The organism is Pseudomonas sp. 02C 26 (assembly GCF_002843585.1).
Lineage (GTDB): Bacteria > Pseudomonadota > Gammaproteobacteria > Pseudomonadales > Pseudomonadaceae > Aquipseudomonas > Aquipseudomonas shirazensis.
Window position 1 is genome coordinate 1,706,686 of record NZ_CP025262.1, and the last position, 22,521, is coordinate 1,729,206.

Annotated in this window: 20 protein-coding genes and 1 pseudogene; 14 read left to right on the forward strand and 7 right to left on the reverse strand. The window is 61.6% G+C overall.

Translation table 11 applies throughout. From position 1 onward, the window contains the following. The first annotated feature begins 41 nt into the window (after window positions 1-41). From CXQ80_RS07800 to CXQ80_RS07820, 5 genes are all read left to right on the forward strand, one after another. A complete protein-coding gene (locus tag CXQ80_RS07800; protein ID WP_256585708.1) occupies window positions 42-644 on the forward strand; it encodes a DUF2165 family protein in 603 nt (200 codons plus the stop codon). 35 nt (window positions 645-679) lie between these two features. Further along, window positions 680-1,801, forward strand: a complete 1,122-nt coding sequence (locus CXQ80_RS07805; protein ID WP_101318149.1) for an efflux RND transporter periplasmic adaptor subunit — start codon at window positions 680-682, stop codon at window positions 1,799-1,801. Next, the gene (locus CXQ80_RS07810) at window positions 1,798-4,905 is read left to right on the forward strand and encodes a MexW/MexI family multidrug efflux RND transporter permease subunit (RefSeq protein WP_101318151.1); all 3,108 of its coding nucleotides are present in this window, start codon (window positions 1,798-1,800) and stop codon (window positions 4,903-4,905) included. The genes CXQ80_RS07805 and CXQ80_RS07810 overlap by 4 nt, the downstream gene beginning before the upstream one ends. Next, window positions 4,902-6,338, forward strand: coding sequence for an efflux transporter outer membrane subunit (locus tag CXQ80_RS07815; RefSeq protein WP_101318153.1), 1,437 nt, complete (start codon window positions 4,902-4,904; stop codon window positions 6,336-6,338). Before CXQ80_RS07810 ends, CXQ80_RS07815 begins: the two co-directional genes overlap by 4 nt. 126 nt (window positions 6,339-6,464) lie before the next feature. Next, window positions 6,465-7,229 (forward strand): DUF599 domain-containing protein, encoded by a 765-nt coding sequence (locus tag CXQ80_RS07820; RefSeq protein WP_101318155.1) that lies wholly within the window; start codon window positions 6,465-6,467, stop codon window positions 7,227-7,229. Window positions 7,230-7,280: 51 nt separating this feature from the next. On the opposite strand, the gene CXQ80_RS07825 is transcribed toward CXQ80_RS07820, so the two are convergent. Continuing rightward, window positions 7,281-7,547: a hypothetical protein gene (locus CXQ80_RS07825; RefSeq protein ID WP_101318157.1), complete on the reverse strand. Its 267-nt coding sequence runs from the start codon at window positions 7,545-7,547 to the stop codon at window positions 7,281-7,283. A 149-nt stretch (window positions 7,548-7,696) separates the two neighbouring features. Between CXQ80_RS07825 and CXQ80_RS07830 the strand changes: the two genes are divergently transcribed. The 4 genes from CXQ80_RS07830 (at window position 7,697) to CXQ80_RS07845 (ending at window position 11,456) form a co-directional block, all read left to right on the forward strand. Then, the gene (locus CXQ80_RS07830) at window positions 7,697-8,173 is read left to right on the forward strand and encodes a PaaI family thioesterase (RefSeq protein WP_101318158.1); all 477 of its coding nucleotides are present in this window, start codon (window positions 7,697-7,699) and stop codon (window positions 8,171-8,173) included. After that, window positions 8,173-8,631 carry a PaaI family thioesterase gene (locus tag CXQ80_RS07835; protein ID WP_101318160.1) on the forward strand — a complete coding sequence of 153 codons (459 nt, stop codon included), beginning with the start codon at window positions 8,173-8,175 and terminating at the stop codon, window positions 8,629-8,631. The genes CXQ80_RS07830 and CXQ80_RS07835 overlap by 1 nt, the downstream gene beginning before the upstream one ends. Window positions 8,632-8,727: 96 nt before the next feature. Next, window positions 8,728-10,635: a molecular chaperone HtpG gene (htpG, locus tag CXQ80_RS07840; RefSeq protein ID WP_101318162.1), complete on the forward strand. Its 1,908-nt coding sequence runs from the start codon at window positions 8,728-8,730 to the stop codon at window positions 10,633-10,635. Between the two features lie 74 nt (window positions 10,636-10,709). After that, window positions 10,710-11,456, forward strand: coding sequence for a dienelactone hydrolase family protein (locus CXQ80_RS07845; protein WP_101318164.1), 747 nt, complete (start codon window positions 10,710-10,712; stop codon window positions 11,454-11,456). Here CXQ80_RS07845 and CXQ80_RS07850 read toward each other — a convergent pair. Then, entirely contained in the window at window positions 11,445-12,308 is an 864-nt protein-coding gene (locus CXQ80_RS07850) for a pirin family protein (RefSeq protein WP_101318166.1), read from the reverse strand. The genes CXQ80_RS07845 and CXQ80_RS07850 overlap by 12 nt on opposite strands. Window positions 12,309-12,422: 114 nt before the next feature. Between CXQ80_RS07850 and CXQ80_RS07855 the strand changes: the two genes are divergently transcribed. Continuing rightward, a complete protein-coding gene (locus CXQ80_RS07855; protein WP_101318168.1) occupies window positions 12,423-13,427 on the forward strand; it encodes an amidohydrolase family protein in 1,005 nt (334 codons plus the stop codon). Window positions 13,428-13,505: 78 nt separating this feature from the next. Here the strand turns inward: CXQ80_RS07855 and fabB are convergent, their stop codons facing one another. From fabB to CXQ80_RS07880, 5 genes and pseudogenes are all read right to left on the reverse strand, one after another. Further along, window positions 13,506-14,726, reverse strand: a complete 1,221-nt coding sequence (gene fabB / locus CXQ80_RS07860; RefSeq protein WP_101318171.1) for a beta-ketoacyl-ACP synthase I — start codon at window positions 14,724-14,726, stop codon at window positions 13,506-13,508. Between the two features lie 11 nt (window positions 14,727-14,737). Next, window positions 14,738-15,253 carry a 3-hydroxyacyl-[acyl-carrier-protein] dehydratase FabA gene (gene fabA, locus CXQ80_RS07865; protein WP_101318173.1) on the reverse strand — a complete coding sequence of 172 codons (516 nt, stop codon included), beginning with the start codon at window positions 15,251-15,253 and terminating at the stop codon, window positions 14,738-14,740. Window positions 15,254-15,480: 227 nt separating this feature from the next. After that, a pseudogene (locus CXQ80_RS07870) lies at window positions 15,481-16,989 on the reverse strand (ATP-binding protein); the annotation flags it as partial. Next, a complete protein-coding gene (locus tag CXQ80_RS07875) occupies window positions 16,986-17,876 on the reverse strand; it encodes an ABC transporter substrate-binding protein (protein ID WP_101318175.1) in 891 nt (296 codons plus the stop codon). The pseudogene CXQ80_RS07870 and the gene CXQ80_RS07875, both read right to left, overlap by 4 nt. Continuing rightward, window positions 17,876-19,990 (reverse strand): TonB-dependent siderophore receptor, encoded by a 2,115-nt coding sequence (locus tag CXQ80_RS07880; protein ID WP_101318177.1) that lies wholly within the window; start codon window positions 19,988-19,990, stop codon window positions 17,876-17,878. Before CXQ80_RS07880 ends, CXQ80_RS07875 begins: the two co-directional genes overlap by 1 nt. Window positions 19,991-20,176: 186 nt before the next feature. On the opposite strand from CXQ80_RS07880, the gene CXQ80_RS07885 reads away from it, so the two are divergent. The 4 genes from CXQ80_RS07885 to CXQ80_RS07900 all read left to right on the forward strand — a co-directional run bounded on the left by CXQ80_RS07885 (window position 20,177) and on the right by CXQ80_RS07900 (window position 22,469). After that, complete coding sequence (locus CXQ80_RS07885) at window positions 20,177-21,202, forward strand: NAD(P)H-dependent glycerol-3-phosphate dehydrogenase (protein ID WP_101318179.1); 1,026 nt, start codon at window positions 20,177-20,179, stop codon at window positions 21,200-21,202. Window positions 21,203-21,228: 26 nt separating this feature from the next. Next, entirely contained in the window at window positions 21,229-21,576 is a 348-nt protein-coding gene (locus CXQ80_RS07890; RefSeq protein ID WP_101318181.1) for a DUF4389 domain-containing protein, read from the forward strand. Continuing rightward, the gene (gene sixA, locus CXQ80_RS07895) at window positions 21,573-22,031 is read left to right on the forward strand and encodes a phosphohistidine phosphatase SixA (RefSeq protein WP_101318183.1); all 459 of its coding nucleotides are present in this window, start codon (window positions 21,573-21,575) and stop codon (window positions 22,029-22,031) included. Before CXQ80_RS07890 ends, sixA begins: the two co-directional genes overlap by 4 nt. A gap of 96 nt (window positions 22,032-22,127) precedes the next feature. Continuing rightward, a complete protein-coding gene (locus tag CXQ80_RS07900; RefSeq protein ID WP_101318185.1) occupies window positions 22,128-22,469 on the forward strand; it encodes a hypothetical protein in 342 nt (113 codons plus the stop codon). Window positions 22,470-22,521: the final 52 nt, after the last annotated feature.

A 22,521-nucleotide genomic window follows, 5' to 3' on the forward strand; every position in this document is an offset into this window, starting at 1 on the left:
CCTCAAGATAACTTGAGGTATTAGAGTGCCTCGCGCTGCATTTGGCAAATCTGCGTGCGCGCCGCGGGATCGGCGCGTGCTCCCGTGCGGGCTGGCTGCAATGGCAGCCGTTTGCAGCGGCAACGGGTAATAGCACTACTACGGATAAAGGCACTTCTATGAGTTTGGATAGTTCTGTGTGGCTGTTTCAGTCGCTGTACGCAGTCGGCCTGGCCATTTGGCTGACGATCGCTGTGATCGATAACCTGCGCGGGTTTCGTGAGTTGGTCCACGCGGTGGGGGTGACGATGTCGATGACGTCGCTGCAACAACCTCCCGCTATCCATTCGATCCTGTCGGAGCGTGCGCTGACCTCCGTGCGCTGGCATCGCCTGGCCGTGTCCGTGCTGCTGGTGCTGAAGTGCGTTGCTTTGCTTGCGTGCTGGATCGGGTGTTACCTGTTGCTTATCGGCGGCGGCCTGGACCAAGCCCGTCCTTGGCTCAACGTTGCCCTGAGCGCTTTCACTGGCTGCCTGTTGGCCATGCATCTGGGCGGCCTTTGGTTCGCTTACTGGATTCGCGAAGACGACCTGCAACGCGGTCACCTGGCGTTACTGATCTGGACGTTGGGCAGCTTTTTCCTGTTCAACGGCCGCTGGGCATGAACCGAACCAAGTCCGAGACCAGGAGCCTCTTCGCCATGCATACAAAAACGACCCGTGCCCTCGCCATCGCAGCGTGTGCCCTCATCCTGTGCGCTGCGCTCTACGCAGCGGGTAATTTCGAAGACACTGCAGACACAGCTGGAGTGACTGCATTGACCAAGGTCGCGCTCGCTACCGTCGAGCACGGCAACGCTTCGAGTAGCATCTCCGCAATCGCCGGGCTGGAAGCCGCTCGCCAGGTGCAGGTGCCGGCGGAGGTCGGTGGTCGGGTGACCAAGATCTCGTTCACCTCGGGGCAGGCGGTTGCCGCGGGTGAGTTACTGCTGCAACTCAATGACGCACCCGAGCAAGCCGAGCGCATACGCCTTCAGGCACAGCTGCGTAATGCGCAGACAGCGCTCGCACGCACCCGCAGCCTGGTCGCGCAAAACGCCGCGACCCAGGAGCAGCTCGACGACGCACGCGCGGCACATGACATGGCCCTCGGCGCGCTACGGCAGAATGAGGCGTTGATCGCACAAAAGGCTATTCGTGCGCCATTCTCCGGGGTGGTTGGCATCCGCCGTGTGCATGAAGGCCAGTACCTGAACGCTGGTGATGCAATCGTCAGCCTGGTCGACGCGCGTACGCTTCACGCCAACTTCTCGCTCGCCGAGCAAAGCAGCCCAGGCCTCTACGTCGGGCAGCCGGTCGAGCTACTGGTCGATGCTTATCCTGGTCGCAGTTTCCAGGCAAAGGTAAGCGCGATTGATCCGTTGATCGACCGCTCGCGTACGGTCCAGGTGCAAGCCACGCTGACCAACCCCGACAGCCTGCTCAAGGCCGGTATGTACGCGAGCATCCAGGTGGCGCTCGCCGAGACGCAGCCGGTGCTCACCATTCCGGAAACGGCGGTGACTTACACAGCCTATGGCGACACGGTATTCGTGGCGGAACGCAACGACCAGCAGATGCTGGTGGTCAAGCGTGTCGCCGTCGAGGCCGGCGAGCGGCGCGATGGTCGCGTGGAGATCGACAAGGGCCTGCGCAAAGGAGATCGGGTGGTCACCTCCGGGCAGCTCAAGCTCAGCGATGGCATGGCCGTCGAGGAGGTCACGCATGACACCTTGGCCGCACCAGATCCGCTTGCCAGCGATATCGCACAGGTGTCGCCATGAAATTTACCGATGTTTTCGTGCGCCGTCCGGTGCTCGCCTTGGTTGTCAGCACGCTGATTCTGCTGCTGGGCTTGCTCGCAGTGGGCAAGCTGCCGATCCGCCAATACCCCATGCTGGAAAGCTCGACCATCACGGTCATGACCGAGTATCCGGGAGCATCGTCGGAGCTGATGCAAGGCTTCGTTACCCAGCCGATTGCGCAAGCGGTGTCGTCCGTCGAGGGCATTGACTATCTATCGTCCTCCTCGGTGCAGGGGCGCAGCCTGGTCACCCTCAGGATGGAGCTCAACCGCGACTCGACCCAGGCGCTGACCGAGGTCATGGCCAAGGTCAATCAGGTTCGCTACAAGCTGCCGGCGCAGGCCTATGATCCGGTGATCGAACGCTCGTCCGGCGACTCCACCGCCGTCGCTTATGTTGGTTTCTCCAGCGCAACGCTCGCTACGCCAGCGATGACCGACTACCTGGCGCGGGTGGTGGAGCCGATGTTCTCCACCATCGAAGGCGTTGCCAAGGTCGAGGTGTTCGGCGGGCAACGGCTCGCGATGCGGTTGTGGCTGGACGCCGACCGCTTGGCTGCACGCGGGTTGACCGCTGCCGATGTCGCGCAGGCTGTGCGGCGCAACAACTTTCAGGCCGCACCCGGCAAGGTCAAGGGCCAGTACGTGGTGTCGAGCGTGCGGGTCAATACCGATCTTGCCAGCGTCGCCGAATTTCGCGAGCTGGTAATTCACAACGACGGCAACCGCCTGGTGAAGTTGAAGGACGTCGGCACGGTCGAGCTGGGAGCAGCAGCGTCGGAAACCAGCGGCTTGATGGATGGCACGCCCGCGGTACACCTGGGGCTGTTTCCGACCCCGGCTAGCAACCCACTGGTGATCGTCGCAGGGATCAAGGAACTGCTGCCGCAGATCCGCCAGACCCTGCCGCCCGGCGTGCAGGTCGAACTGGCCTTCGAGACTTCGCGGTTCATCGAGGCGTCGATCGATGAGGTCATGCGTACCTTGCTCGAAGCCTTGCTCGTGGTCGTAGTGGTGATCTATCTGTGCCTTGGCTCGTTGCGCACCGTGTTGATCCCGGTGGCGACCATTCCGCTGTCGATGCTGGGCGCCGCAGGTTTGATGCTGGCTTTCGGCTTCAGCATCAACTTGCTGACGCTGCTGGCCATGGTGCTGGCCATCGGGCTGGTGGTGGACGATGCCATCGTGGTGGTCGAAAACGTCCATCGGCACATCGCGGCGGGCAAGTCACCGGTCGCCGCTGCGTTGATCGGCGCGCGTGAGGTGGCCGGGCCGGTGATCGCCATGACCATTACCCTCGCGGCGGTGTATGCGCCGATTGGGCTGATGGCCGGCCTGACGGGCGCATTGTTCAAGGAGTTTGCTTTGACCCTGGCCGGCGCGGTGGTGGTGTCGGGCGTGGTTGCCCTGACCCTGTCGCCGGTCATGAGCTCGTTGCTGTTGCCAGCCAGACAGCAGGAAGGGCGCATGGCGCATGCCGCCGAGCAGTTCTTTGCTGGTTTGGCGCGACACTATGGCCAGCTGTTGAGTATTTCCCTGAGCCACCGCTGGGCCACTGCCGGGTTCGCGCTGCTGGTGTGCGTGAGCCTGCCGCTGCTGTATCAGTTGCCGCAGCGCGAGCTGGCACCCGCTGAGGATCAGGCCAACGTGCTGACTGCGATCAAGGCGCCGCAGCATGCAAATCTGGACTATGTGGAACGTTTTGCCCATAAACTCGATGCCGTCTATGCAAGCATCCCGGAGACCGTCAGCACCTGGATCATCAACGGCAGCGACGGCGTGGCCTCCAGCATCGGTGGCATCAACCTGTCGACCTGGGGCGAGCGCGAACGATCAGCCGCGCAGATCCAGGCGCAACTGCAGGGCGCCGTCAATGAAGTCGAAGGCACCAGTATCTTTGCCTTCCAGTTAGCGGCGTTGCCCGGTTCTACCGGCGGCCTGCCGGTGCAGATGGTGCTGCGCAGCCCACAGGGCCATGCGCTGCTTTACCAGACAATGGAGGAGATCAAACAGCGCGCACGAGACAGCGGCCTGTTTGCCGTGGTCGACAGTGACCTCGATTACAACAGTCCGGTGGTGCAGGTGCGCATTGATCGCGCCAAGGCCAACAGCCTTGGTATAAGCATGCAGGACATCGGTGAATCGCTGGCGGTACTGGTCGGTGAGAACTACGTCAACCGTTTCGGCCTGGAGGGCCGCTCCTATGATGTAATTCCGCAGAGCGTGGGCAATCAGCGCCTTACTCCGCAGGGGTTGGCGCGCCAGTTCGTGCGCACACAGGATCAAACGCTGGTGCCGCTGTCGACCGTCGTGCAGGTAGCGATGCAGGTAGAGCCCAACAAGTTGACGCAGTTCAACCAGCAAAATGCCGCTACCTTGCAGGCCATCCCTGCGGCGGGTGTATCACTTGGCGAGGCCGTGGCCTTTCTCGAGGGGGTGGCGAGCAGCCTGCCGGCCGGCTTCAGCCATGACTGGCAATCCGATGCCCGCCAGTACGTGCATGAAGGCAGCGCGCTGGTGTTCGCGTTCCTCGCGGCGCTGGTGATCATTTACCTGGTGCTGGCCGCACAGTACGAAAGCCTGATCGACCCGTTGATCATCCTGATCACCGTGCCGCTATCGCTTTGCGGCGCATTGCTGCCGTTGGCGCTGGGCTTTGCCACCTTGAACATCTATACCCAAATCGGCCTGGTGACCCTGATTGGTCTGATCAGCAAGCACGGCATCCTCATGGTCGAGTTCGCCAATGAGCTGCAGGCGCATGAAGGGCTGAACCGGCACACGGCCATTCTGCGTGCGGCACAGATTCGCCTGCGGCCGGTGCTGATGACCACTGCGGCAATGGTGGTGGGGCTGGTGCCTTTGTTGTTCGCCAGTGGTGCGGGTGCCAACAGCCGCTTCGGGTTGGGTGTGGTGATCGTGTCGGGGATGCTGGTCGGTACGCTCTTCACCTTGTTCGTGTTGCCCACGGTGTACACGCTGCTGGCCCGCAACCACTCGGCCAGCGCCACGACCCTTCGCGCACGACAACTTGCCGAAGTCGATACTTGTGAGGGCGCAGCGGAGCAGGGGAGCGCATCATGAAAAAACTCTACCCATGGGTCTTGATGGCCAGTGTCAGCGCGGTGCTCGGCTGCGCGGTAGGACCGCAATACGTTCAACCTGTCACGCCGCCGATTGCAGTGCAGAGCAAGCAGGCGAGCCAGTTCAATGCGGCGCTGAGTCAGGCGCCGTGGTGGACGTTCTTCGATGAACAGCGGCTCACTCAGCTTATCTCCACGGCACTGACGCACAACCATGACATTCGCCAGGCCCAGGCCAACCTGCAGGCTTCTCGCGCGGTGTCCGATGAACGCCGCCTGGATCGACTGCCCACCGTCACCGCGCAAGCTGGCTATCTGCGCAGCATCGCGCAACAAGCCGACGCTGACGGTAAGGTTGAACGCAGGCTGAGCGAAAGCTGGCGGACAGGTTTCGATGCTCAGTGGGAGATCGATTTGTTCGGGCGCCTGAACCGCCTGAGCCAGTCGGCACAAGCTCGTTCGCAGGCAATGCAGGCAGAATTGGACTTGATCCAACTGACCATTGCCGCCGAAGTTGCGCGTGCCTATTACGAGGGCCAAGGCGCGCAGCGCAGACTGCAACTGGCTCGAGCGCAGGCACAGAGCTGGCAAGAAACGCTGCAGTTGGTCCAGGCCCGCGTAATGTCGGGCAGCGGCTCCCCGGAGGATCTGGAGAACGCCCGCGCCAACCTGTTGCGCAGCGAGGCCGCCATTCCGCCGCTGGCAGTAATGCTTGAGCAAATGCGCTTACGGCTCGATGTGCTGACGGGTTATCGGCCAGGCCACCATTCAGTCAACTTCGACGCGCCATCATCGCCACCTCTGGTCAGGCAATTACCGCTGGGCGACGTCGATCGCCTGATCCGCGCCAGGCCCGACGTGGTGCGTGCCGAGCGCTTGCTGGCAGCGAGCACTGAAGGCGTCGGCGCTGCGACTGCCGAACTGTACCCGCGTGTGGACCTGGGTGGCTTCATCGGGTTCATCGCCTTGGGCGGCAACACCATCGGCAGCGCATCACGCGCATTCGAGGTTGCGCCTGGCGTCAGCTGGCCTGCACTGCGCCTGGGCAGCGCGCGTGCGCGCTTGCGCGGGGCGCAGGCGCTATCGGAGGGCGCCCTGGCAGGCTACGAGCAGTCCTTGCTGCAGGCTCAGGAGGAGGTTGAGCACGCTGTTACCCAGCTCACCCAGCAACAAACGCGTGTGGCCAGGATGCTGCAATCGGCCACTCATGGCCAGGCAGCACTCGACATCGCGATGGCGCGCTATCGCGCGGGCTCGGGCAGCTACGTGGCAGTGCTGGAAAATCAACGCGCCCTGTTCGAGATCCAGCAGGAGCTTGCCCAGGCGGAGACAGCCTCGTATGTCCACGTCATCGCCCTTTACAAGGCATTGGGTTGGGGTGCAGCAGGCCCTGGTCATGCGCCGCAGGCGCTCACTGCAGGTGCAGGCGTGTGAGCCGAAGCGTGGCAACCTGGGTGGTTGGCGAGGGGGCGCAGCTTTTGTAGTTCAACGCGTGTCTTTTGCCACATTCGGGCGTCGAAACCGATATCCTTTTGTGCACCTGAACGGTCGAGAACCTGCATGAGCTTTATCCAAAGCAACCTGAGCAACCTGTTGGCAGTCTGCTGGTTTGCCCTGTGCTGGGGTGGTTACACCCGCTACGCAATCTGGAAGGGCCGCGATACGGCCTGCCTGGCCAGCGTTCTGCACCTCTATCGGGAAGACTGGATGCGGCGCATGCTGCTGCGCGACAACCGCATTGCCGATGCCAGTGTGATCGGCAACCTTGAGCGCAATGCATCGTTCTTCGCTTCCAGCACGTTGATCATCCTTGCCGGTATCCTCACGGTGCTGGGGGCGTCGGACCGCGCCGTATCGCTGCTGGCCGACCTGCCGTATGTGCAGGTGGCTTCGCAGGGCATGTCGGAAGTGAAGCTGTTGGGCCTGGCGGCGGTGTTCGTCTACGCCTTCTTCACCTTCAGCTGGTGCATGCGCCAGTACAACTTTGCAGCGGTGCTGGTGGGCTCGGCGCCGATGATCGGCGAGCGCCTGGTCAACGAGCTTGAGCGCAAGGCATTTGCCGCGCGGGCAGCACGGGTGCTGTCACTTGCGGCCAACCAGTTCAACTTGGGCTTGCGCGCCTACTACTTCGGCATGGCCATGTTGACCTGGTTCATCAACCCGTGGCTGTTCATGGTCGTCAGCTTCGGCGTAGTGCTGATTCTTTATCGCCGCGAGTTCCACTCCGATGTATTGGAAGTGATGGTGTTCACGCCGACTGAAAGTGTCCCTGGTGACGCGCCGAAAGAGCCGACCGCGGTGTTGACTGAAACGATTAATCGTTAAACTTCAGGCATAAAAAAACCCGACAATGTCGGGTTTTTTAGTGTGCTGCGATTACGGCTTGACTGGTGCAGTCGGGGCCGGCTCGCCTTTGTCAGCAGCTTCTTCAGCTGCTTTTTGCTGCGCTTCAGCCTGGTCTTTGGCAGCTTCGGCGTTTTCCTTGGCAGCTTCATTCATCTTATCCTGAGCTTCGCCCGCTTTTTCCTGGGCTTGCTCAGCGTGTTCCTGTGCATCTTGAGCCTTGTTTTCGCTTGCCTTGTCGCAAGCAGCCAGGCCCATGGCAGCAGCCAGCATCAGAGCAAAAGCAAAAGGTTTACGCATGGGGTGTCTCTCCTTGGGTGGAATAACTTACTTGAACCTTCGAGTTCAAGTGCGCGAAATTAGTTCCACAGAGATTACAGATATATAAGTGCGCGTCCACTCTGGAATTTTCAACGCGCTTGTGCTGTCACGCCAACGAGGGCTTACCGGTGATCGATTCGTCTCTGACGGCCATGGCTGAACGCTTTCTGTCGGCACTCCGGCATTGCCAGTTATTGAACATGCGCGTGCATCAAGCTGATGCTGGCGGCATGACCCTGGTGCTGCCTTGGTCGCCGCTGCTGGTTGGCAATCCACAGACCGGTGCAGTCCATGGCGGCGCGCTGACCACGTTGATGGACACCACCTGCGGCATGGCCACTTTGTGTTCGTTGGTGCAGTTCGAAGTGTGCCCGACCCTGGATTTGCGCATCGACTATATGCACCCCGCCGAGGCCGGCAAGGATATCTACGGCCACGCGCATTGTTATCGTGTCACCCGCGATGTGATTTTCACCCGTGGCATGGCCTATCAGGATGACCCCGAGCAGCCTATCTGCCAGGTGGTGGGGACTTTCATGCGCCTGGGTCAGCAGGCCAGGGGTGGTATCCGCTTTGCTGGCAAGCTTGATGGAGGGCAGGGCTGATGATTCCGGCAGACGTTCGCCAGCGCCTCAATCAGGCCCACGCTGTGGGTGATTACGCACCACTGCTGTCATTGATTCCTTATGCAGGGCTCATCGGTATCGAGTGCGAGCGCCAGGGCGAGCAGCTGTTGTTCCGCTTGCCAGCCAGTGCCGACAATGTCGGCAATCCGCTGTTGCCGGCCATTCATGGTGGTGTCATCGCAGGTTTCATGGAGCTCTCGGCAGCGCTCTACCTGCTGGTCTATAGCGAAAGCGCGAGCATTCCGAAAATCATCGATTTCTCCATCGACTACCTGCGTGCCGGCTATCTGCGCGACACCTACGCCAGCTGCCAGCTCTGGCGCCAGGGGCGGCGGGTGACCAATGTCGCGATCAGTGCCTGGCAGGACGATCGCAACCTCCCGATCGCCATGGCCCGTGCTCATTTCAAGATCGAACCGGAAAAGCCCTTGAAATAGTCCGCCATGCCCCCATCTGTTGGACATCCCGCCGTAAACGCCGGCCACCGCGGCCTGCCAGGCGACCATTGCCATCAGATCGGAGTTTTGAAGACCATGAGTGTGGAGACACAAAAAGAAACCCTGGGCTTCCAGACCGAGGTAAAGCAACTGCTGCACCTCATGATCCACTCGCTGTACTCGAACAAGGAAATTTTCCTTCGCGAGCTGATTTCCAACGCCTCCGACGCCGCTGACAAGCTGCGTTTCGAAGCCCTGGCCAAGCCAGAGCTGCTCGAGGGCGACGCCGACCTGAAAATCCGCGTCAGCTTCGATGCCGAGGCCGGCACCGTGACCCTGGAAGACAACGGCATCGGCATGAGCCGTGAAGATGTCATTGCGCACCTGGGCACCATTGCCAAGTCCGGCACTGCCGATTTTATGAAAAACCTCAGCGGCGACCAGAAAAAGGATTCGCACCTGATCGGTCAGTTCGGCGTGGGCTTCTATTCGGCGTTCATCGTCGCCGACCAGGTCGACGTCTACAGCCGTCGTGCCGGTCAGCCAGCTGCTGAAGGCGTGCACTGGTCGTCGAAAGGCGAGGGCGAATTCGAAGTTGCCACCATCGACAAGCCACAACGCGGCACGCGCATCGTTCTGCACCTGAAGAAGGAAGAACAGGAGTTTGCTGACGGCTGGCGCCTGCGCAACGTCGTGAAGAAGTACTCCGACCACATTGCCTTGCCAATCCAGCTGCCTAAAGAGCAGGCCGAAGCCGCTGAAGGCGAAGCCGCACCGGCGCAGGAATGGGAAACCGTCAACCGCGCCAGCGCCCTGTGGACCCGTCCGCGTACCGAGGTCAAGGACGAGGAATACCAGGAGTTCTACAAGCACATCGGCCATGACTTCGAAAACCCGCTGGCCTGGAGCCACAACAAGGTCGAAGGCAAACTCGAATACAACTCGCTGCTGTACGTCCCGGCCCGCGCGCCGTTCGACCTGTACCAGCGCGAAGCGCCGCGTGGCCTGAAGCTGTACGTGCAGCGTGTGTTCATCATGGACCAGGCCGAGTCGTTCCTGCCGTTGTACCTGCGTTTCATCAAGGGCGTGGTTGACTCCAATGACCTGTCGCTGAACGTTTCGCGCGAGATCCTGCAGAAAGACCCGATCATCGACTCGATGAAAACCGCGCTGACCAAGCGTGTGCTGGACATGCTCGAGAAGCTGGCGAAGAACGAACCCGAGCAATACAAGGGCTTCTGGAAGAACTTCGGCCAGGTCCTCAAGGAAGGCCCGGCAGAAGATTTCGCCAACAAAGAGAAGATCGCCGGCCTGCTGCGCTTTGCTTCAACCCACGACGACAGCGGCGAGCAAAGTGTGTCGCTGGCTGACTACCTGGCCCGTGCCAAAGAAGGCCAGGACAAGATCTACTACCTCACCGGCGAAACCTACGCGCAGGTCAAGAACAGCCCGCACCTTGAGGTCTTCCGCAAGAAAGGCATCGAAGTGCTGCTGCTGACCGATCGTATCGACGAGTGGCTGATGAGCTACCTGAGCGACTTCGACGGCAAGAGCTTTGTCGATGTTGCCCGCGGTGACCTTGACCTGGGCAAGCTGGATTCGGAAGAAGACAAGAAAGCCCAGGAAGAAGTCGCCAAGGAAAAAGAAGGTCTGGTCGAGCGTCTGAAAGCTGCGCTGGGTGACAGTGTTGCTGAAGTGCGTGTTTCCCATCGCCTGACCGACTCGCCAGCCATCCTGGCCATCGGTGAGCAGGACCTGGGCCTGCAGATGCGTCAGATTCTCGAGGCCAGCGGGCAGAAAGTGCCGGATTCGAAGCCTATCTTCGAATTCAACCCGGCTCACCCGCTGATCGAGAAACTCGATCACGAGCAGAGCGAGGATCGTTTCGGCGAGCTTTCGCACATCCTCTTCGATCAGGCTGCCTTGGCCGCTGGCGACAGCCTCAAGGACCCTGCGGCGTATGTGCGTCGCCTGAACAAGCTGCTGGTCGAGCTGTCTGCTTGAGATAAGCGCTGAATAAGCCCGCTTCGGCGGGCTTTTTTATTACGGTCTTTTGTACCAGGACAAGGAGAAGCTTGATGAGCAAAGCAATCGTCGAATCGTTGGTCTATCACCACGCCGGCAAGGCTTACGAGAGCCGCTTGGTATACGCCCCAGGCGCAGAAGCAAAACCTGCTCTGCTGATGGCGCCGAACTGGATGGGCATCGGCGAAGGTGCCGAGCGCATTGCCAGGGAAGTCGCCGAGAAGGGCTATGTGGTGCTGATCGCCGACCTCTATGGGCAGTCGGTGCGGCCGACCAATGCAGATGAAGCGGGCGCCGCCATGATGCCGCTGAAAAACGATCGTGGTGAGCTGCGCAAGCGCATGCATGCCGCCCTGGCCCAGTTGCTGGGGCAGTCCAGGGCGCTGCTGGCGCCGGGCAAGGTGGCGGCGTTCGGCTTCTGTTTTGGTGGTTGCTGTGCACTGGAGCTGGCCCGCAGTGGCGCTGATCTGAAAGCCACTGTCTCCTTCCACGGCACCCTCGACACACCTGATAGCGCCGATGCCGGCAACATCAAAGGTTCGGTACTGGTGCTGCACGGCGCCAGCGATCCACTGGTACCCCGCGAGCAGCTACCTGCCTTCGAGCAGGAAATGAACGCGGCCAAGGTCGATTGGCAACTGGTCAGCTACGGCGGTGCGGTGCATTCGTTCACCGACCCGGCGGCAAACGTACCGGGCAAGATGCAGTTTGACTGGCGCACCTCGCAGCGCGCGTTCAAGGCCATGCACAATCTGCTCGAAGAAGTGTTCAAACCGGATCCTGCTTCGCTAGCGGGGTAACTCGATCCGCTGGGTTTCTCCGGCTACCACTGGCCATTTCCCGGCTGCCCAGTTGGCCCGTGCCTGTTCGATCAGTGCCGGGTCGCTGGCAACAAAGTTCCAGTTCATCCGCCGCGGCCCATCCAGCGGCGCGCCGCCGATCAGTGCCAGTTGGCATTCACCTTGCGCGTACAGCGTCAGTTCCTCGCCTTCTGGCAGCACCAGCAAGCTGTGCGGCTCGACCGGCTCATCATCGAGCAACACCTCGCCCTCCAGCAGATACAGCGCACGCTGGGTATGTTCAGTGGGGATCAGCAGGCTGGTTGCCGGTTGCATGCCGATGTGCGCGTACAGGGTAGGGGAGAGCACCGGTACCGGCGATTCAAGGCAAAAGCCTTGACCGGCAATCAGACAGATACGCACCCCCAGGGTGTCGCTGACCGGCAAGCTCGCTGCGCAGTGATGGCTGTAACTGGGCAGTGCCTGCTCGTGTTCACGCGGCGCCGCCAGCCACACCTGCAGCCCATGCAGGCGTGAACCGCTTGCGACCAGCTCGGCCGGCGTGCGCTCGACATGGGCCACGCTACGACCGGCGCTCATCCAGCTGACCTCGCCAGGCCGCACACGTTGATCAGAGCCAATGCTGTCCTTGTGCAGCAGTTCGCCTTCGAACAGATAGGTCAGGGTCGCCAGGCCGATGTGTGGGTGTTGGTGGATATCCATGCCACTGCCCGCAGCGTAGTCGGTTGCCAGCATGTGGTCGAAGAACACGAACGGGCCGACGCTGCGGCACTGCGCCGAGGGTAGCGGCCGCAGAATGGGCTGGCCTGCGATGGTTTCGGCGCGTGGGCGGATGATCAACGGGCGGCTCATGCATGGCTCCAGGCACAGGGCTGAGGCTGCAAGCATAGCGGTTTGCCAGCCATTGCTGAACCGTGGCCACCAGGCGCGGGTCTACTCTGTTCGAATCAGCTCAAGGAAACTGCCATGATCGCCAGAGCACTGGCTGCGGTGCTGGTCTCGGGCCTGCTGTGCCACGCGGCGCAGGCGCGCGACTACCGCTACAGCGATGCCCATCTGCATTACGTCGACTTTTTCCAGGAATCCGAGGGCATGCCGGCCCTGCTTGCGGCGATGGACAATGCCGGTATCGATCAGTCGATGATTTCCGGTGTGTCAGTGGCGAAGAAGTGGCACGAGGACGAACCCAAGCGCCCGCGCTACTACGCCGGTGATGATGCCGATGCCTACTGGTACAGCGCCACTGACGTCTATGTGGCGGCCGCATTGGAAAAGCTGCCGGCTGAACAGCGCAAGCGCTTCCATCCATTCCTGACCGGCTTCAATCCGGTCGACAAGAATGCAGCCAGCCACATCGAGCGTATGCTCGAGCTGTACCCGGGAATGTGGCAGGGCATCGGCGAGGTGTTCACCCGCCATGACGACCTTACTGCGCTGACCAGCGGCGATACGCCGAGGGCCAACAACGAGGCCATGACACGGATTTATCACCTGGCCGCAGAACGTGACCTGCCCGTGCTGATCCACTCCAACATCACCTCCAAGCGCGAGCGCAACCCACTGTACCTGGCCGAGCTGGAAGAGCCCCTGCGCAATCATCCGCACACACGATTCATCTGGGCGCATGCCGGTACCAGCATGGAGATTCATCGCCATCAGACGCAGATGGACTTTCTCTTGCCGGTAGTAACGCGATTGTTGAAGGACTATCCGAACCTGTACATCGACTTGTCCTGGAGTGTGCTCGAGCCGTATCTGCTCGACGAGGCAGGCAAGCCGCGCAAAGCCTGGGTCGAGTTGGTCGAGCAGTACCCTGACCGGTTCATGTTGGGTTCGGATGTGGTTGGTCGGTTTGACAGCCTGGGCAAGGAGCTGCATGGCTTCGATCCATTCCTGGATGCCTTGAGCGAAGAGGTGGCGCACAAGGTGGCACGGGACAACTTCCTGGCGGTGCTGCCCAAGGGGCACTAAGCCGCGCCAGGCAACGCAAACGCCGAAAACAAAAACGCCCCGAACCAGTCGGGGCGTTTTCAGTGCAGCAGTCAGGCCTTATTTGCCTTCCCAGCGCTTGAGCACCAGGGTGGCGTTGGTGCCGCCGAAGCCGAAGCTGTTGCTCATGACGGTGTCGATCTTCGCGTTTTCGATGGTTTCACGCTGGATCGGCAGGTCAGCAACTTCCGGGTCCAGCTCATCGATGTTGGCGGAGCCGGCGATGAAGTTGTTTTCCATCATCAGCAGGCAGTAGATCGCCTCATGCACGCCAGCGGCGCCCAGCGAGTGGCCGGACAGGCTCTTGGTCGAGCTGATCTTCGGTGCCTTGTCCTTGAACACTTCACGCACACCTTTCATCTCGGCAACGTCGCCGACCGGAGTCGAGGTGCCGTGAGTGTTGAGGTAGTCGATTGGTGTATCAACGGTCGACAGCGCCTGCTGCATGCAGCGGATCGCGCCTTCGCCGCTTGGAGCGACCATGTCGTAACCGTCGGAAGTTGCACCGTAGCCGACGATTTCAGCGTAGATCTTGGCACCGCGGGCGAGGGCGTGTTCCAGCTCTTCGACCACGACCATGCCGCCGCCGCCAGCGATGACGAAACCGTCACGGTCAGCGTCGTAGGCGCGCGAAGCCAGCTCAGGCGTTTCGTTGCGCTTGGTCGACAGCGCACCCATGGCATCGAACAGGAACGACTGGCTCCAGTGCTCTTCTTCACCGCCACCGGCAAAGACGATGTCCTGCTTGCCCCACTGGATCTGCTCCAGAGCGGTACCGATGCAGTGTGCACTGGTGGCGCAGGCCGACGAGATCGAGTAGTTGATACCCTTGATCTTGAACGGCGTGGCCAGGCACGCGGAAACGGTGCTGCCCATGGTGCGGGTAACCCGGTACGGACCGACGCGCTTGACGCCTTTCTCGCGCAGCGTGTCCAGCGCTTCCATCTGGTTCAGGGTCGATGCGCCGCCGGAGCCTGCTACCAGGCCGGTGCGTGGGTTGGAAACCTGCTCTTCGCTCAACCCCGAATCCTTGATCGCGTCCTGCATCGCCAGGTAGGCGTAGGCAGCGGCGTGACCGACGAAGCGGAACACCTTGCGGTCGATCAGTTCTTCGAGGTTCAGGTCGATGGAACCGGAAACCTGGCTGCGCAGCCCCATTTCCTTGTATTCCGGGTTGAAACGAATGCCCGGACGGCTCTTGCGCAGGTTTTCGGTGACGGTCTCTTTGTCATTGCCCAGGCACGATACGATGCCCAGACCAGTGATAACGACGCGGCGCATGCGAATAACCCTTAGAAATTGTCAGTGGAGGTGAACACGCCGACCCGGAGGGCTTCGGCTGTGTAGATCTCGCGGCCGTCGACACTGACCGAGCCATCGGCGATGGCCATGTTCAGCTTGCCTTTCAGGACGCGCTTGATATGAATGTTGTAGGTGACTTTCTTCGCAGTAGGCAACACCTGGCCGAAGAATTTCACTTCGCCAGAGCCCAGTGCGCGACCGCGACCCGGCAAGCCCTGCCAGCCGAGGAAGAAGCCGACCAGCTGCCACATGGCATCGAGGCCCAGGCAGCCCGGCATGACCGGATCACCTTCGAAGTGGCAGGCAAAGAACCACAGGTCTGGAGTGATATCCAGCTCAGCGACCAATTCACCTTTGCCGAACTTGCCGCCTTCCTCGCTGATATGCGTGATGCGATCAACCATCAACATGTTGGGGGCGGGCAGTTGCGCGTTACCTGGGCCGAACAGCTCACCGCGACTGCAGCGCAGCAGGTCTTCCCGAGTAAAGGCGTTTTGTTTGGTCATGCGAGCTCCTCAATAATCCCCATGCGGCAGGGGATGAATCTTCCCGGCCATCCCTGAGCACCAAAGGGCTCAAGGCGGCAGCCTACAGATAGACTATTGCGTTGTGGTGAAAGTCACAGTGATCCTGGTAAATGAGTACAGGTGTTCACTGAAACCGGTATTTTCAGGCCCAGCGGCGCGCCTGTCCAGCATTAAGACTGCCGCACTTTAACATTTATCGCCAGTCACGGCTGTCTGGCCGGGTGGCTCGCGGCCGCAAGCGTCAGCGGTATTTCCAGGGTGAACGTCGAGCCCCGCCCCGCGCGGCTCTGTGCGTGCAGGCGGCCGCCCATGCGCTCTGCCAGGGTTCGCGCGATGGCCAACCCCAACCCGGTGCCGCCGTAGCGGCGCGAGATCGAACTGTCGGCCTGCTGGAAGGCAACGAACATGCTTTCCAGATGCTGGTCGTCGATGCCGATGCCGGTGTCGCGAACCGCGCAGGTGAACCATAGCCCACCCGTATCGGCCAATTGCCAGCGCGGCTCGATTTCGACCCTGCCTTGCTCGGTAAACTTCAATGCATTGCCAATCAGGTTGAGCAGGATTTGGCGAATCCGCGTCGGGTCGCCATAGACGCGCATGTGCTCGGCGCCAGCGGGCAAATGCAGGTGCAAGCCCAGGCCACGCTGCTGGGCGCTGTGCTGGAAGGCTTGCACACTGCTGGTGATCAGTTCGCCAAGGCTGAATTCGATGTGTTCCAGCTCAAGCTGGGTGCGCTCGATACGCGAGAAATCGAGGATGTCGTTGATGACTTTGAGCAGATGCCCGGTCGATTCACTGGCGACAGAGGTGTACTCGGCCTGCTCGACGGTCATCTGGGTGGTTTCCAGTAACTGCAGCATGCCGAGCACGCCGTTCATCGGTGTGCGCAGCTCGTGGCTCATCATCGCTAGGAAGTCCGACTTGGCGCGGTTGGCCTGTTCGGCTTCCTCGCGCGCCTGGGTCAGTTGCGCGATTGCCTGACGCTGCTCCTGGCTGGCCTGCTCAAGGGCGCTGGCGAGGTTGTTGATGTGCCGCGCCAGGTTACCCAGTTCGTTGTCATCGACCACCGGCACCGGGGTATTGAAGGTGCCTTGCTGAATCGCCTTGACGGCAAGCCCCATGTCGCTGATCGGCTCGGCCAGGCTGCGTGCCAGGCGCCGCGCCACCAGGAACGTGAAGAGCAGGGCAAACAGGGCGAGGATGCCGGCCTTGATCACAATCTCCTGCTGGCGCTGGTTGAAGGCATCGTCCGACATGCCGACGATGACCCGGCCCAGGTAATCATCGGTGATGCCCGGCAAGGTGGTCTTGGTGGGTGGCAGGAAGTCACTGTCCAGGCGGATCTGCTGCAGACGGATCGGCGCCTGGAACACCTCGACCCGCTGTGCGCGGTTGGCGCTCTCATCGGCCTGCTCGACATACACCAGAATATTGTTGCGGCCATCCTGAACCTCGAGGAAGCGCACATGGGGGATGCTCAAAGTGGCGCGCATCAGGCTGTCGAGCACTTCATTGTTGCCTGAGATAACCCCGTATTCGGAAGCCGGGGCCAGCTGATTGGCGATCAGTTGTCCGGTGTGATTGAGCTCCTGACGCAAATCCTGAATGCGCACGAAGGTGAAGAAGCTGATCAGCAGCAGCGTCAGCAGCAGGGCCGGCCCCAGGCTGATGATCTGGGTGCGGGTATGGATATCCCAGCTCAGGCGTTTACTCATGGGGTGGACTCTCCTACGGCCAGGGCCAGTGCGGCGGCCTGCGGGTCGATCGGTTCGAGGCCCAGCGCGCGCGCCACCTGTTGGTTGCCGCTGACGCCGAAATGGACAGGATACAAGCTGCGTGGCCAGCGAGCTGGCGGCTGATCGAGCAATTGGTCGAGCACTGCCAGCCAGTCGTCCTGGTCGCTATAGGTGCTGGCCAAGGCGCCGGCACGGACAAAACCGGCGTTGGGGCCGATCAGCGCCATTTGCCGGCCGTAGCTACTGAGCAAGACGTTTTTCGCGGTCTTGGCGTTATACAGATCAGGGTCATCCAGGCCGAGCAGTACGTCGCTGTCAGCCAGCACTTGCTGTAGCGGGCGGCTGTCGCGCAGGTCTGGCCAGGGCTGGGCAACGATCTCAAGCCCCAGCGGCCGTGCGGCCTGGCGCAACTCATTGAGCAAAAAGTGGCTGTGCTGGCCATAGAGCACGCCGATTCGTCGTGCCTGCGGCATCAGCAAGCGGGTCAGGCGCAACTGCCGGGCCAACGGCGGATCGTTCCAGAGCAGGCTCAGGTAGCCCGGGCGATCTGCCCCCAGCAGATGTTCGGCCTCGACGCGGCTGACCCGCATGAGCAATGCGCGCGGCCCGGCGGATTCGCTCATGCGCCATTGCAGCGCGGCGCGGTCGAGCAGGATCAGGCGCAGGTCACGCGGCAGTTGGCTGGGGGGCGGCAAGCTTGAGACGGGTTGGAAGTGCACCTGATCATTGCCACGGCGAACTTGCAGTGCCTGGGCGAAGCTGCGCATTCCAGCCTGGTCGCTGGCGCCGACCACCAGCACCTCATTGGCCGACAGTGTCGCCAGTGGCCACAGGCAGATCAGCAGCAGACCGAGCAAGCGCGCCATCAGAACTCCAGCTCCGCGCTGACGCTCAGGCGCTGACGACTGTCGTAGCGGTTCTGCGCGAGGGTGATCGGTTCATCGTCCAGACGCTGCTGCCACAGTGCGGCCAGCTCAAGGTTGCTGCGCCGAATGCGCCAGCGCTTGGCCAGGCGCAGGTCAACCCGCTCATAGCGATACTGGTTAAGCGCGTCATCGCCGTAATAGAACAGCGCACTCGACCAGCCATCGCCCCAGTCGCGCAACCAGCCGGCAGAGCCGCTATTGCGCGCACTGGCTTCGCTGTCGTTGCGGTTGCTGGCCCAGGCGTCGACATAAGCGTAGGTCAGGCGCAGCCGGTCACGCTGGCCAAGGTGCCAATCGAGTTGCAGCTCACTGCCGCTGAAACGGGCCTTGTTGCTGTTGCTGGCGATGTACTGGTTATTGCGCAGCGGCTCGCTGATCATGCCGCTGATTTCGTCGTAGAAGACCTTCAGGTCAAGGTTCAGACCGATTTCGCTGAAGCTGCCGTTGTAGCCCAGTTCACGCGAGCGCATCCGCTCCTGATCGAGATCGCCTGGGCCGCGGGTCTTGACGAAATACTCGCCCCTGCCCAGGCCAGGCTGATAGGGGCTGAGGTTATTGACCGTATAACTCCAGTTGACGTTGTTCTCGAACATGTCGGGTGAGCGCACTGCTTCGGAATACACCGCGCGCAGGCCATGACGCGGGGTGATCAGGTAGTTGAGCGCCAGGCGCGGCGTCAGCGAGCTGCCGGACAGGCGGCTGTCCTCGAACATGGTTCCGCCCTGGATGATCCAGTGCTCGTCGGCGCGCCATTCCAGCTGGCCGAACAGGCGCCAGGTGTGGTCGCTCAGGGTGCCATTGAAATAGGTCTGCGAGTCAGCCTGGTCATAGCGAAAGTTGGCGCCGCTGAGCAGGCGCAGGTTGTCGGTCAGGCTCAGGGTGTCCTGGATTTCCAGGTCGTAGCGGGTTTCCCGGGTGCTTTGGTCGACATCACCGCACACGACCTGGCTGCCGCCCTGGCTGTCCCACTGGGTCTTGACCTGATCGCGCAGTGCCTGCAGCGCAGGATTGTTGTTGGCCGGCGGGTTGACGATGTTGCGGGCGACCTGCTCGGCGTAGTTCGAGTCGAGCTGCCACAGTCGAGTCAGGGCTGGGCTGAACGACAATGCCGCATCGCAGGCACGCCACACTTGCTGGCGGTCGAAGTGCTGCGCCGAGCCCTGTACATAGAGACTGTGCTGGTCATTGAAATCAATGTTCCAGCGCAGCGAGCCAGCGTAGTCCTTGGCCTTGACGTCTGCGTTGTTGCCACGGGCGGTGACGTAGGGAAACACCGGCTGATAGGTGTAGGGGCGCTGATTGCTGCCTTCCTTGGCCGCCAGTTGCCACTCCAGCGTCTGGTTGCTCGCCAACTGCTGCAGCACGCTCAGGTTGATCCGGTTGAGCCTGCGGCTGTCGCGGTAGTCAGCGCCCGACTGGTCGTGATCGAAGCCGTCATCCTCCTGGCCGGACATTGACAGACGCAGGTCGCCGCCCTCCCAGCCCAAGCCCTGGCTGGCGTAAAAGTCGTTGACGCCATCCGCCCCGCGGCTCAGCTTGAGGCGCGTGCCCTGGCTGTCGGCAGGGCTTCGGGTGAGGATGTTGACCACCGCCATCAGGGCATTGGCGCCATAACTGACCGTGTTTGGCCCGCGAAACACCTCGATCCGCTCAATATCCTCAAGTGCTACCGGGATATCGCTCCAGTCGACGGTGGCCAGGCCTGCGCGGTACACCGAGCGGCCGTCGATCAGCACCTGCATGCGCCGCGCCTCGCTGACGTTGCTGCCATGGTAGTTGACCGTCGGCTGGTTGCTCGCGCCGTAGCCGATCATCATGCCCGGCACCAGCCGCAAGAGCTCGGGGATGTCGCGGGCGCCGCTGGCGCGGATCAACTGGCTGTCGAGCACAGTCATGCTGCCCGGTACGCCGGCTGCAGATTGTTTAAGTCGGGTGGCAGTGAGAACTTGCGGCAGGTCCTGGTTGTCAATAAACAGGTCGTCGGCCACAGCTGGCCCGCCAAGCAGGGCAGTCAGTAATAGCAGACGAGGGAAGGGCGGCGTGCCAGACAACACGTTACAGCCTTGTTTCAGCAGGAAACGCGCATGTTAACCGACCGTAGAGGTTTTTCCAGCAGCCCCATCCATGCTGGCTACGCCGTCGAGCGGGTAACAGGCTGACACCGCGTGCCTCTGGTTATGCCGCATCTGGCCCGTATAATGCGCCCGTCGCCACTCAACTTTGGCTTTAACGGACTGGATATGACTGAACAGCAACCTGTTGCAGTTCTTGGAGGCGGCAGCTTCGGCACCGCCGTGGCCAACCTGCTGGCCGAAAACGGCAACCCTGTGCGCCAGTGGATGCGCGATCCGGACCAGGCGCAGGCGATGCGCGTCAACCGCGAAAACCCGCGCTACCTCAAAGGTATCCGCTTGCAGGACGGCGTCGAGCCGGTCAATGACCTGCTGGCCACCCTGCAAGCTGCACAACTGATTTTTGTTGCGCTGCCATCCAGCGCCTTGCGCAGCGTCCTGGCGCCGCATGCCGAGCTGCTGCGCGGCAAGTGCCTGGTGAGCCTGACCAAGGGCATCGAGGCGCAGAGCTTCAAGCTGATGAGCCAGATTCTCGAAGAAATCGCCCCCGAGGCGCGTATTGGGGTGCTCTCCGGGCCCAACCTTGCGCGCGAAATCGCCGAACACGCACTGACCGCCACGGTGGTCGCCAGCGAAGACGAAGCGCTGTGCCTGAGAGTGCAAGAGGTACTGCACGGGCGCACCTTCCGCGTCTATGCCAGTGCCGACCGCTTCGGTGTCGAACTGGGCGGCGCACTGAAAAACGTCTACGCGATCATTGCCGGTATGGCCGTGGCGCTGGGCATGGGTGAAAACACCAAGAGCATGCTGATCACCCGCGCGCTGGCCGAAATGACTCGGTTCGCCGTCAGCCTGGGCGCCAACCCGATGACCTTCCTCGGCCTTGCCGGGGTCGGTGACCTGATCGTGACCTGCTCGTCGCCGAAAAGCCGTAACTACCAGGTCGGCTATGCGCTGGGCCAGGGTTTGTCGCTGGAAGAAGCGGTGAGCCGGCTGGGCGAAGTGGCCGAGGGCGTGAACACCATCAAGGTGCTCAAGGCCAAGGCCGATGACGCCCAGGTGTACATGCCACTGGTAGCCGGGCTGCATGCGATCCTGTTCGAAGGGCGCACCTTGAATCAGGTGATCGAACACCTGATGCGCGCGGAACCGAAAACCGACGTCGACTTCATTTCCACCAGCGGCTTCAACTAAACGCTGAGCACAGCAAGGAGCAATACATGAGCGATACCCCCGAGCGCGTGGAGCGCGAATCGATCATCCTGCGGGTGCTGTGGATGCTCGTGTTCCTGGTGGTCTGGCAGTTGGCCGAATTGCTGCTCGCCGGCCTGGTGCTGGTGCAGTTGATCTACCGTCTGGTATACGGCGCGCCGAGTGCCAGCCTGATGAACTTTGGCGACAGCCTGAGCCAGTTTCTGGCGCAGATCGGCCGCTTTGGCACCTTTCACAGCGATCGCAAGCCGTGGCCGTTTTCCGATTGGCCAACCCCACGCGCACCCGAGGGTGAGGCGCCACACGTTGTAGCGGCCGCGCCCCATCCGGTGCGTGATGAGGAGCCCAAGCTGTGAAACTGTGGATCCTGCGTCACGGCGAAGCCGAGCCACGTGCTAATAGCGATGCCGAACGGCGCCTGACCAGCCACGGCCGCGAGCAGGTCCTGTACAGCGCTGCGCTGCTGCTGGGGCAACCACTGCAGGCGATTCTGGTGAGCCCTTACGTGCGTGCTCAGCAAACCGCTGCATTGGTGCAGGAAACCCTCGATTTTCCTCAGCCGCTGCGTACGGTGGCCTGGCTCACCCCAGAAAGCAGCGTGCGTGAAGCCATCACCGAGCTTGAAAAATTGGGCTTTGAGCACGTCTTGCTGGTCAGCCACCAGCCGCTGGTAGGCGCATTGGTCGGCATGCTTGAGCACGGCCATTTGCAACAGCCGGCAGCCATGAGCACCGCCAGCTTGGCCGAGCTGGAAGGGGACTGGCCGTTGCCTGGATTGATGTCACTGAAAGCCTTGAGTCATCCCGGCTAGCCTGCGGCAACTGGCATTTTTGCCAGTTGCCCGGGCGTTCGGCTGATTGCTAGCGTTGATCGCGTGAGAGTCGAACCGTGTAACAGGGAGTAGTGGATGAGTAGTCGACGTCTTGAATTGGTGAGCTCGGTGAGCCCACAGCGTGTGCTGGACAAACTGAACGAGCATGGCGTGCCGGACTTTGCCGAGCACCGTTTGCTGCAGGATTGCGCGGATGCCAGCTTCAATCGCCTCCTGGGCAAGTGCGAAGGCCAATATGAGCTTGAGCAACTGCGCCAGGCGAGCATTCGTATGGCGCATCTGCTGCAGACCAGCTGCCTTGCGCTGCGCCGCTCCAAGCTGGAAGAAGCGGACAAGGCACAGGCTCGCGAGGCACTCGAATATCAATTGGCCTACATGCAGGCGTGCCTGCGCCGGTCGATGGCCAGCTTCGATTGAACCGGCGATGACCTGAACGCCCTTGGCGATGACCTATCCGGACGTTGCCGCG

What these genes read in the sequence shown, in the direction of transcription:
- CXQ80_RS07805 (WP_101318149.1), top strand. Translation starts at nt 680, where the DNA reads ATGCATACAAAAACGACCCGTGCCCTCGCCATCGCAGCGTGTGCCCTC.
- CXQ80_RS07810 (WP_101318151.1), top strand. Translation starts at nt 1,798, where the DNA reads ATGAAATTTACCGATGTTTTCGTGCGCCGTCCGGTGCTCGCCTTGGTT.
- CXQ80_RS07815 (WP_101318153.1), top strand. Translation starts at nt 4,902, where the DNA reads ATGAAAAAACTCTACCCATGGGTCTTGATGGCCAGTGTCAGCGCGGTG.
- CXQ80_RS07820 (WP_101318155.1), top strand. Translation starts at nt 6,465, where the DNA reads ATGAGCTTTATCCAAAGCAACCTGAGCAACCTGTTGGCAGTCTGCTGG.
- CXQ80_RS07825 (WP_101318157.1), bottom strand. Translation starts at nt 7,547, where the DNA reads ATGCGTAAACCTTTTGCTTTTGCTCTGATGCTGGCTGCTGCCATGGGC.
- CXQ80_RS07835 (WP_101318160.1), top strand. Translation starts at nt 8,173, where the DNA reads ATGATTCCGGCAGACGTTCGCCAGCGCCTCAATCAGGCCCACGCTGTG.
- htpG (WP_101318162.1), top strand. Translation starts at nt 8,728, where the DNA reads ATGAGTGTGGAGACACAAAAAGAAACCCTGGGCTTCCAGACCGAGGTA.
- CXQ80_RS07845 (WP_101318164.1), top strand. Translation starts at nt 10,710, where the DNA reads ATGAGCAAAGCAATCGTCGAATCGTTGGTCTATCACCACGCCGGCAAG.
- CXQ80_RS07850 (WP_101318166.1), bottom strand. Translation starts at nt 12,308, where the DNA reads ATGAGCCGCCCGTTGATCATCCGCCCACGCGCCGAAACCATCGCAGGC.
- CXQ80_RS07855 (WP_101318168.1), top strand. Translation starts at nt 12,423, where the DNA reads ATGATCGCCAGAGCACTGGCTGCGGTGCTGGTCTCGGGCCTGCTGTGC.
- fabB (WP_101318171.1), bottom strand. Translation starts at nt 14,726, where the DNA reads ATGCGCCGCGTCGTTATCACTGGTCTGGGCATCGTATCGTGCCTGGGC.
- fabA (WP_101318173.1), bottom strand. Translation starts at nt 15,253, where the DNA reads ATGACCAAACAAAACGCCTTTACTCGGGAAGACCTGCTGCGCTGCAGT.
- CXQ80_RS07875 (WP_101318175.1), bottom strand. Translation starts at nt 17,876, where the DNA reads ATGGCGCGCTTGCTCGGTCTGCTGCTGATCTGCCTGTGGCCACTGGCG.
- CXQ80_RS07885 (WP_101318179.1), top strand. Translation starts at nt 20,177, where the DNA reads ATGACTGAACAGCAACCTGTTGCAGTTCTTGGAGGCGGCAGCTTCGGC.
- CXQ80_RS07890 (WP_101318181.1), top strand. Translation starts at nt 21,229, where the DNA reads ATGAGCGATACCCCCGAGCGCGTGGAGCGCGAATCGATCATCCTGCGG.
- CXQ80_RS07900 (WP_101318185.1), top strand. Translation starts at nt 22,128, where the DNA reads ATGAGTAGTCGACGTCTTGAATTGGTGAGCTCGGTGAGCCCACAGCGT.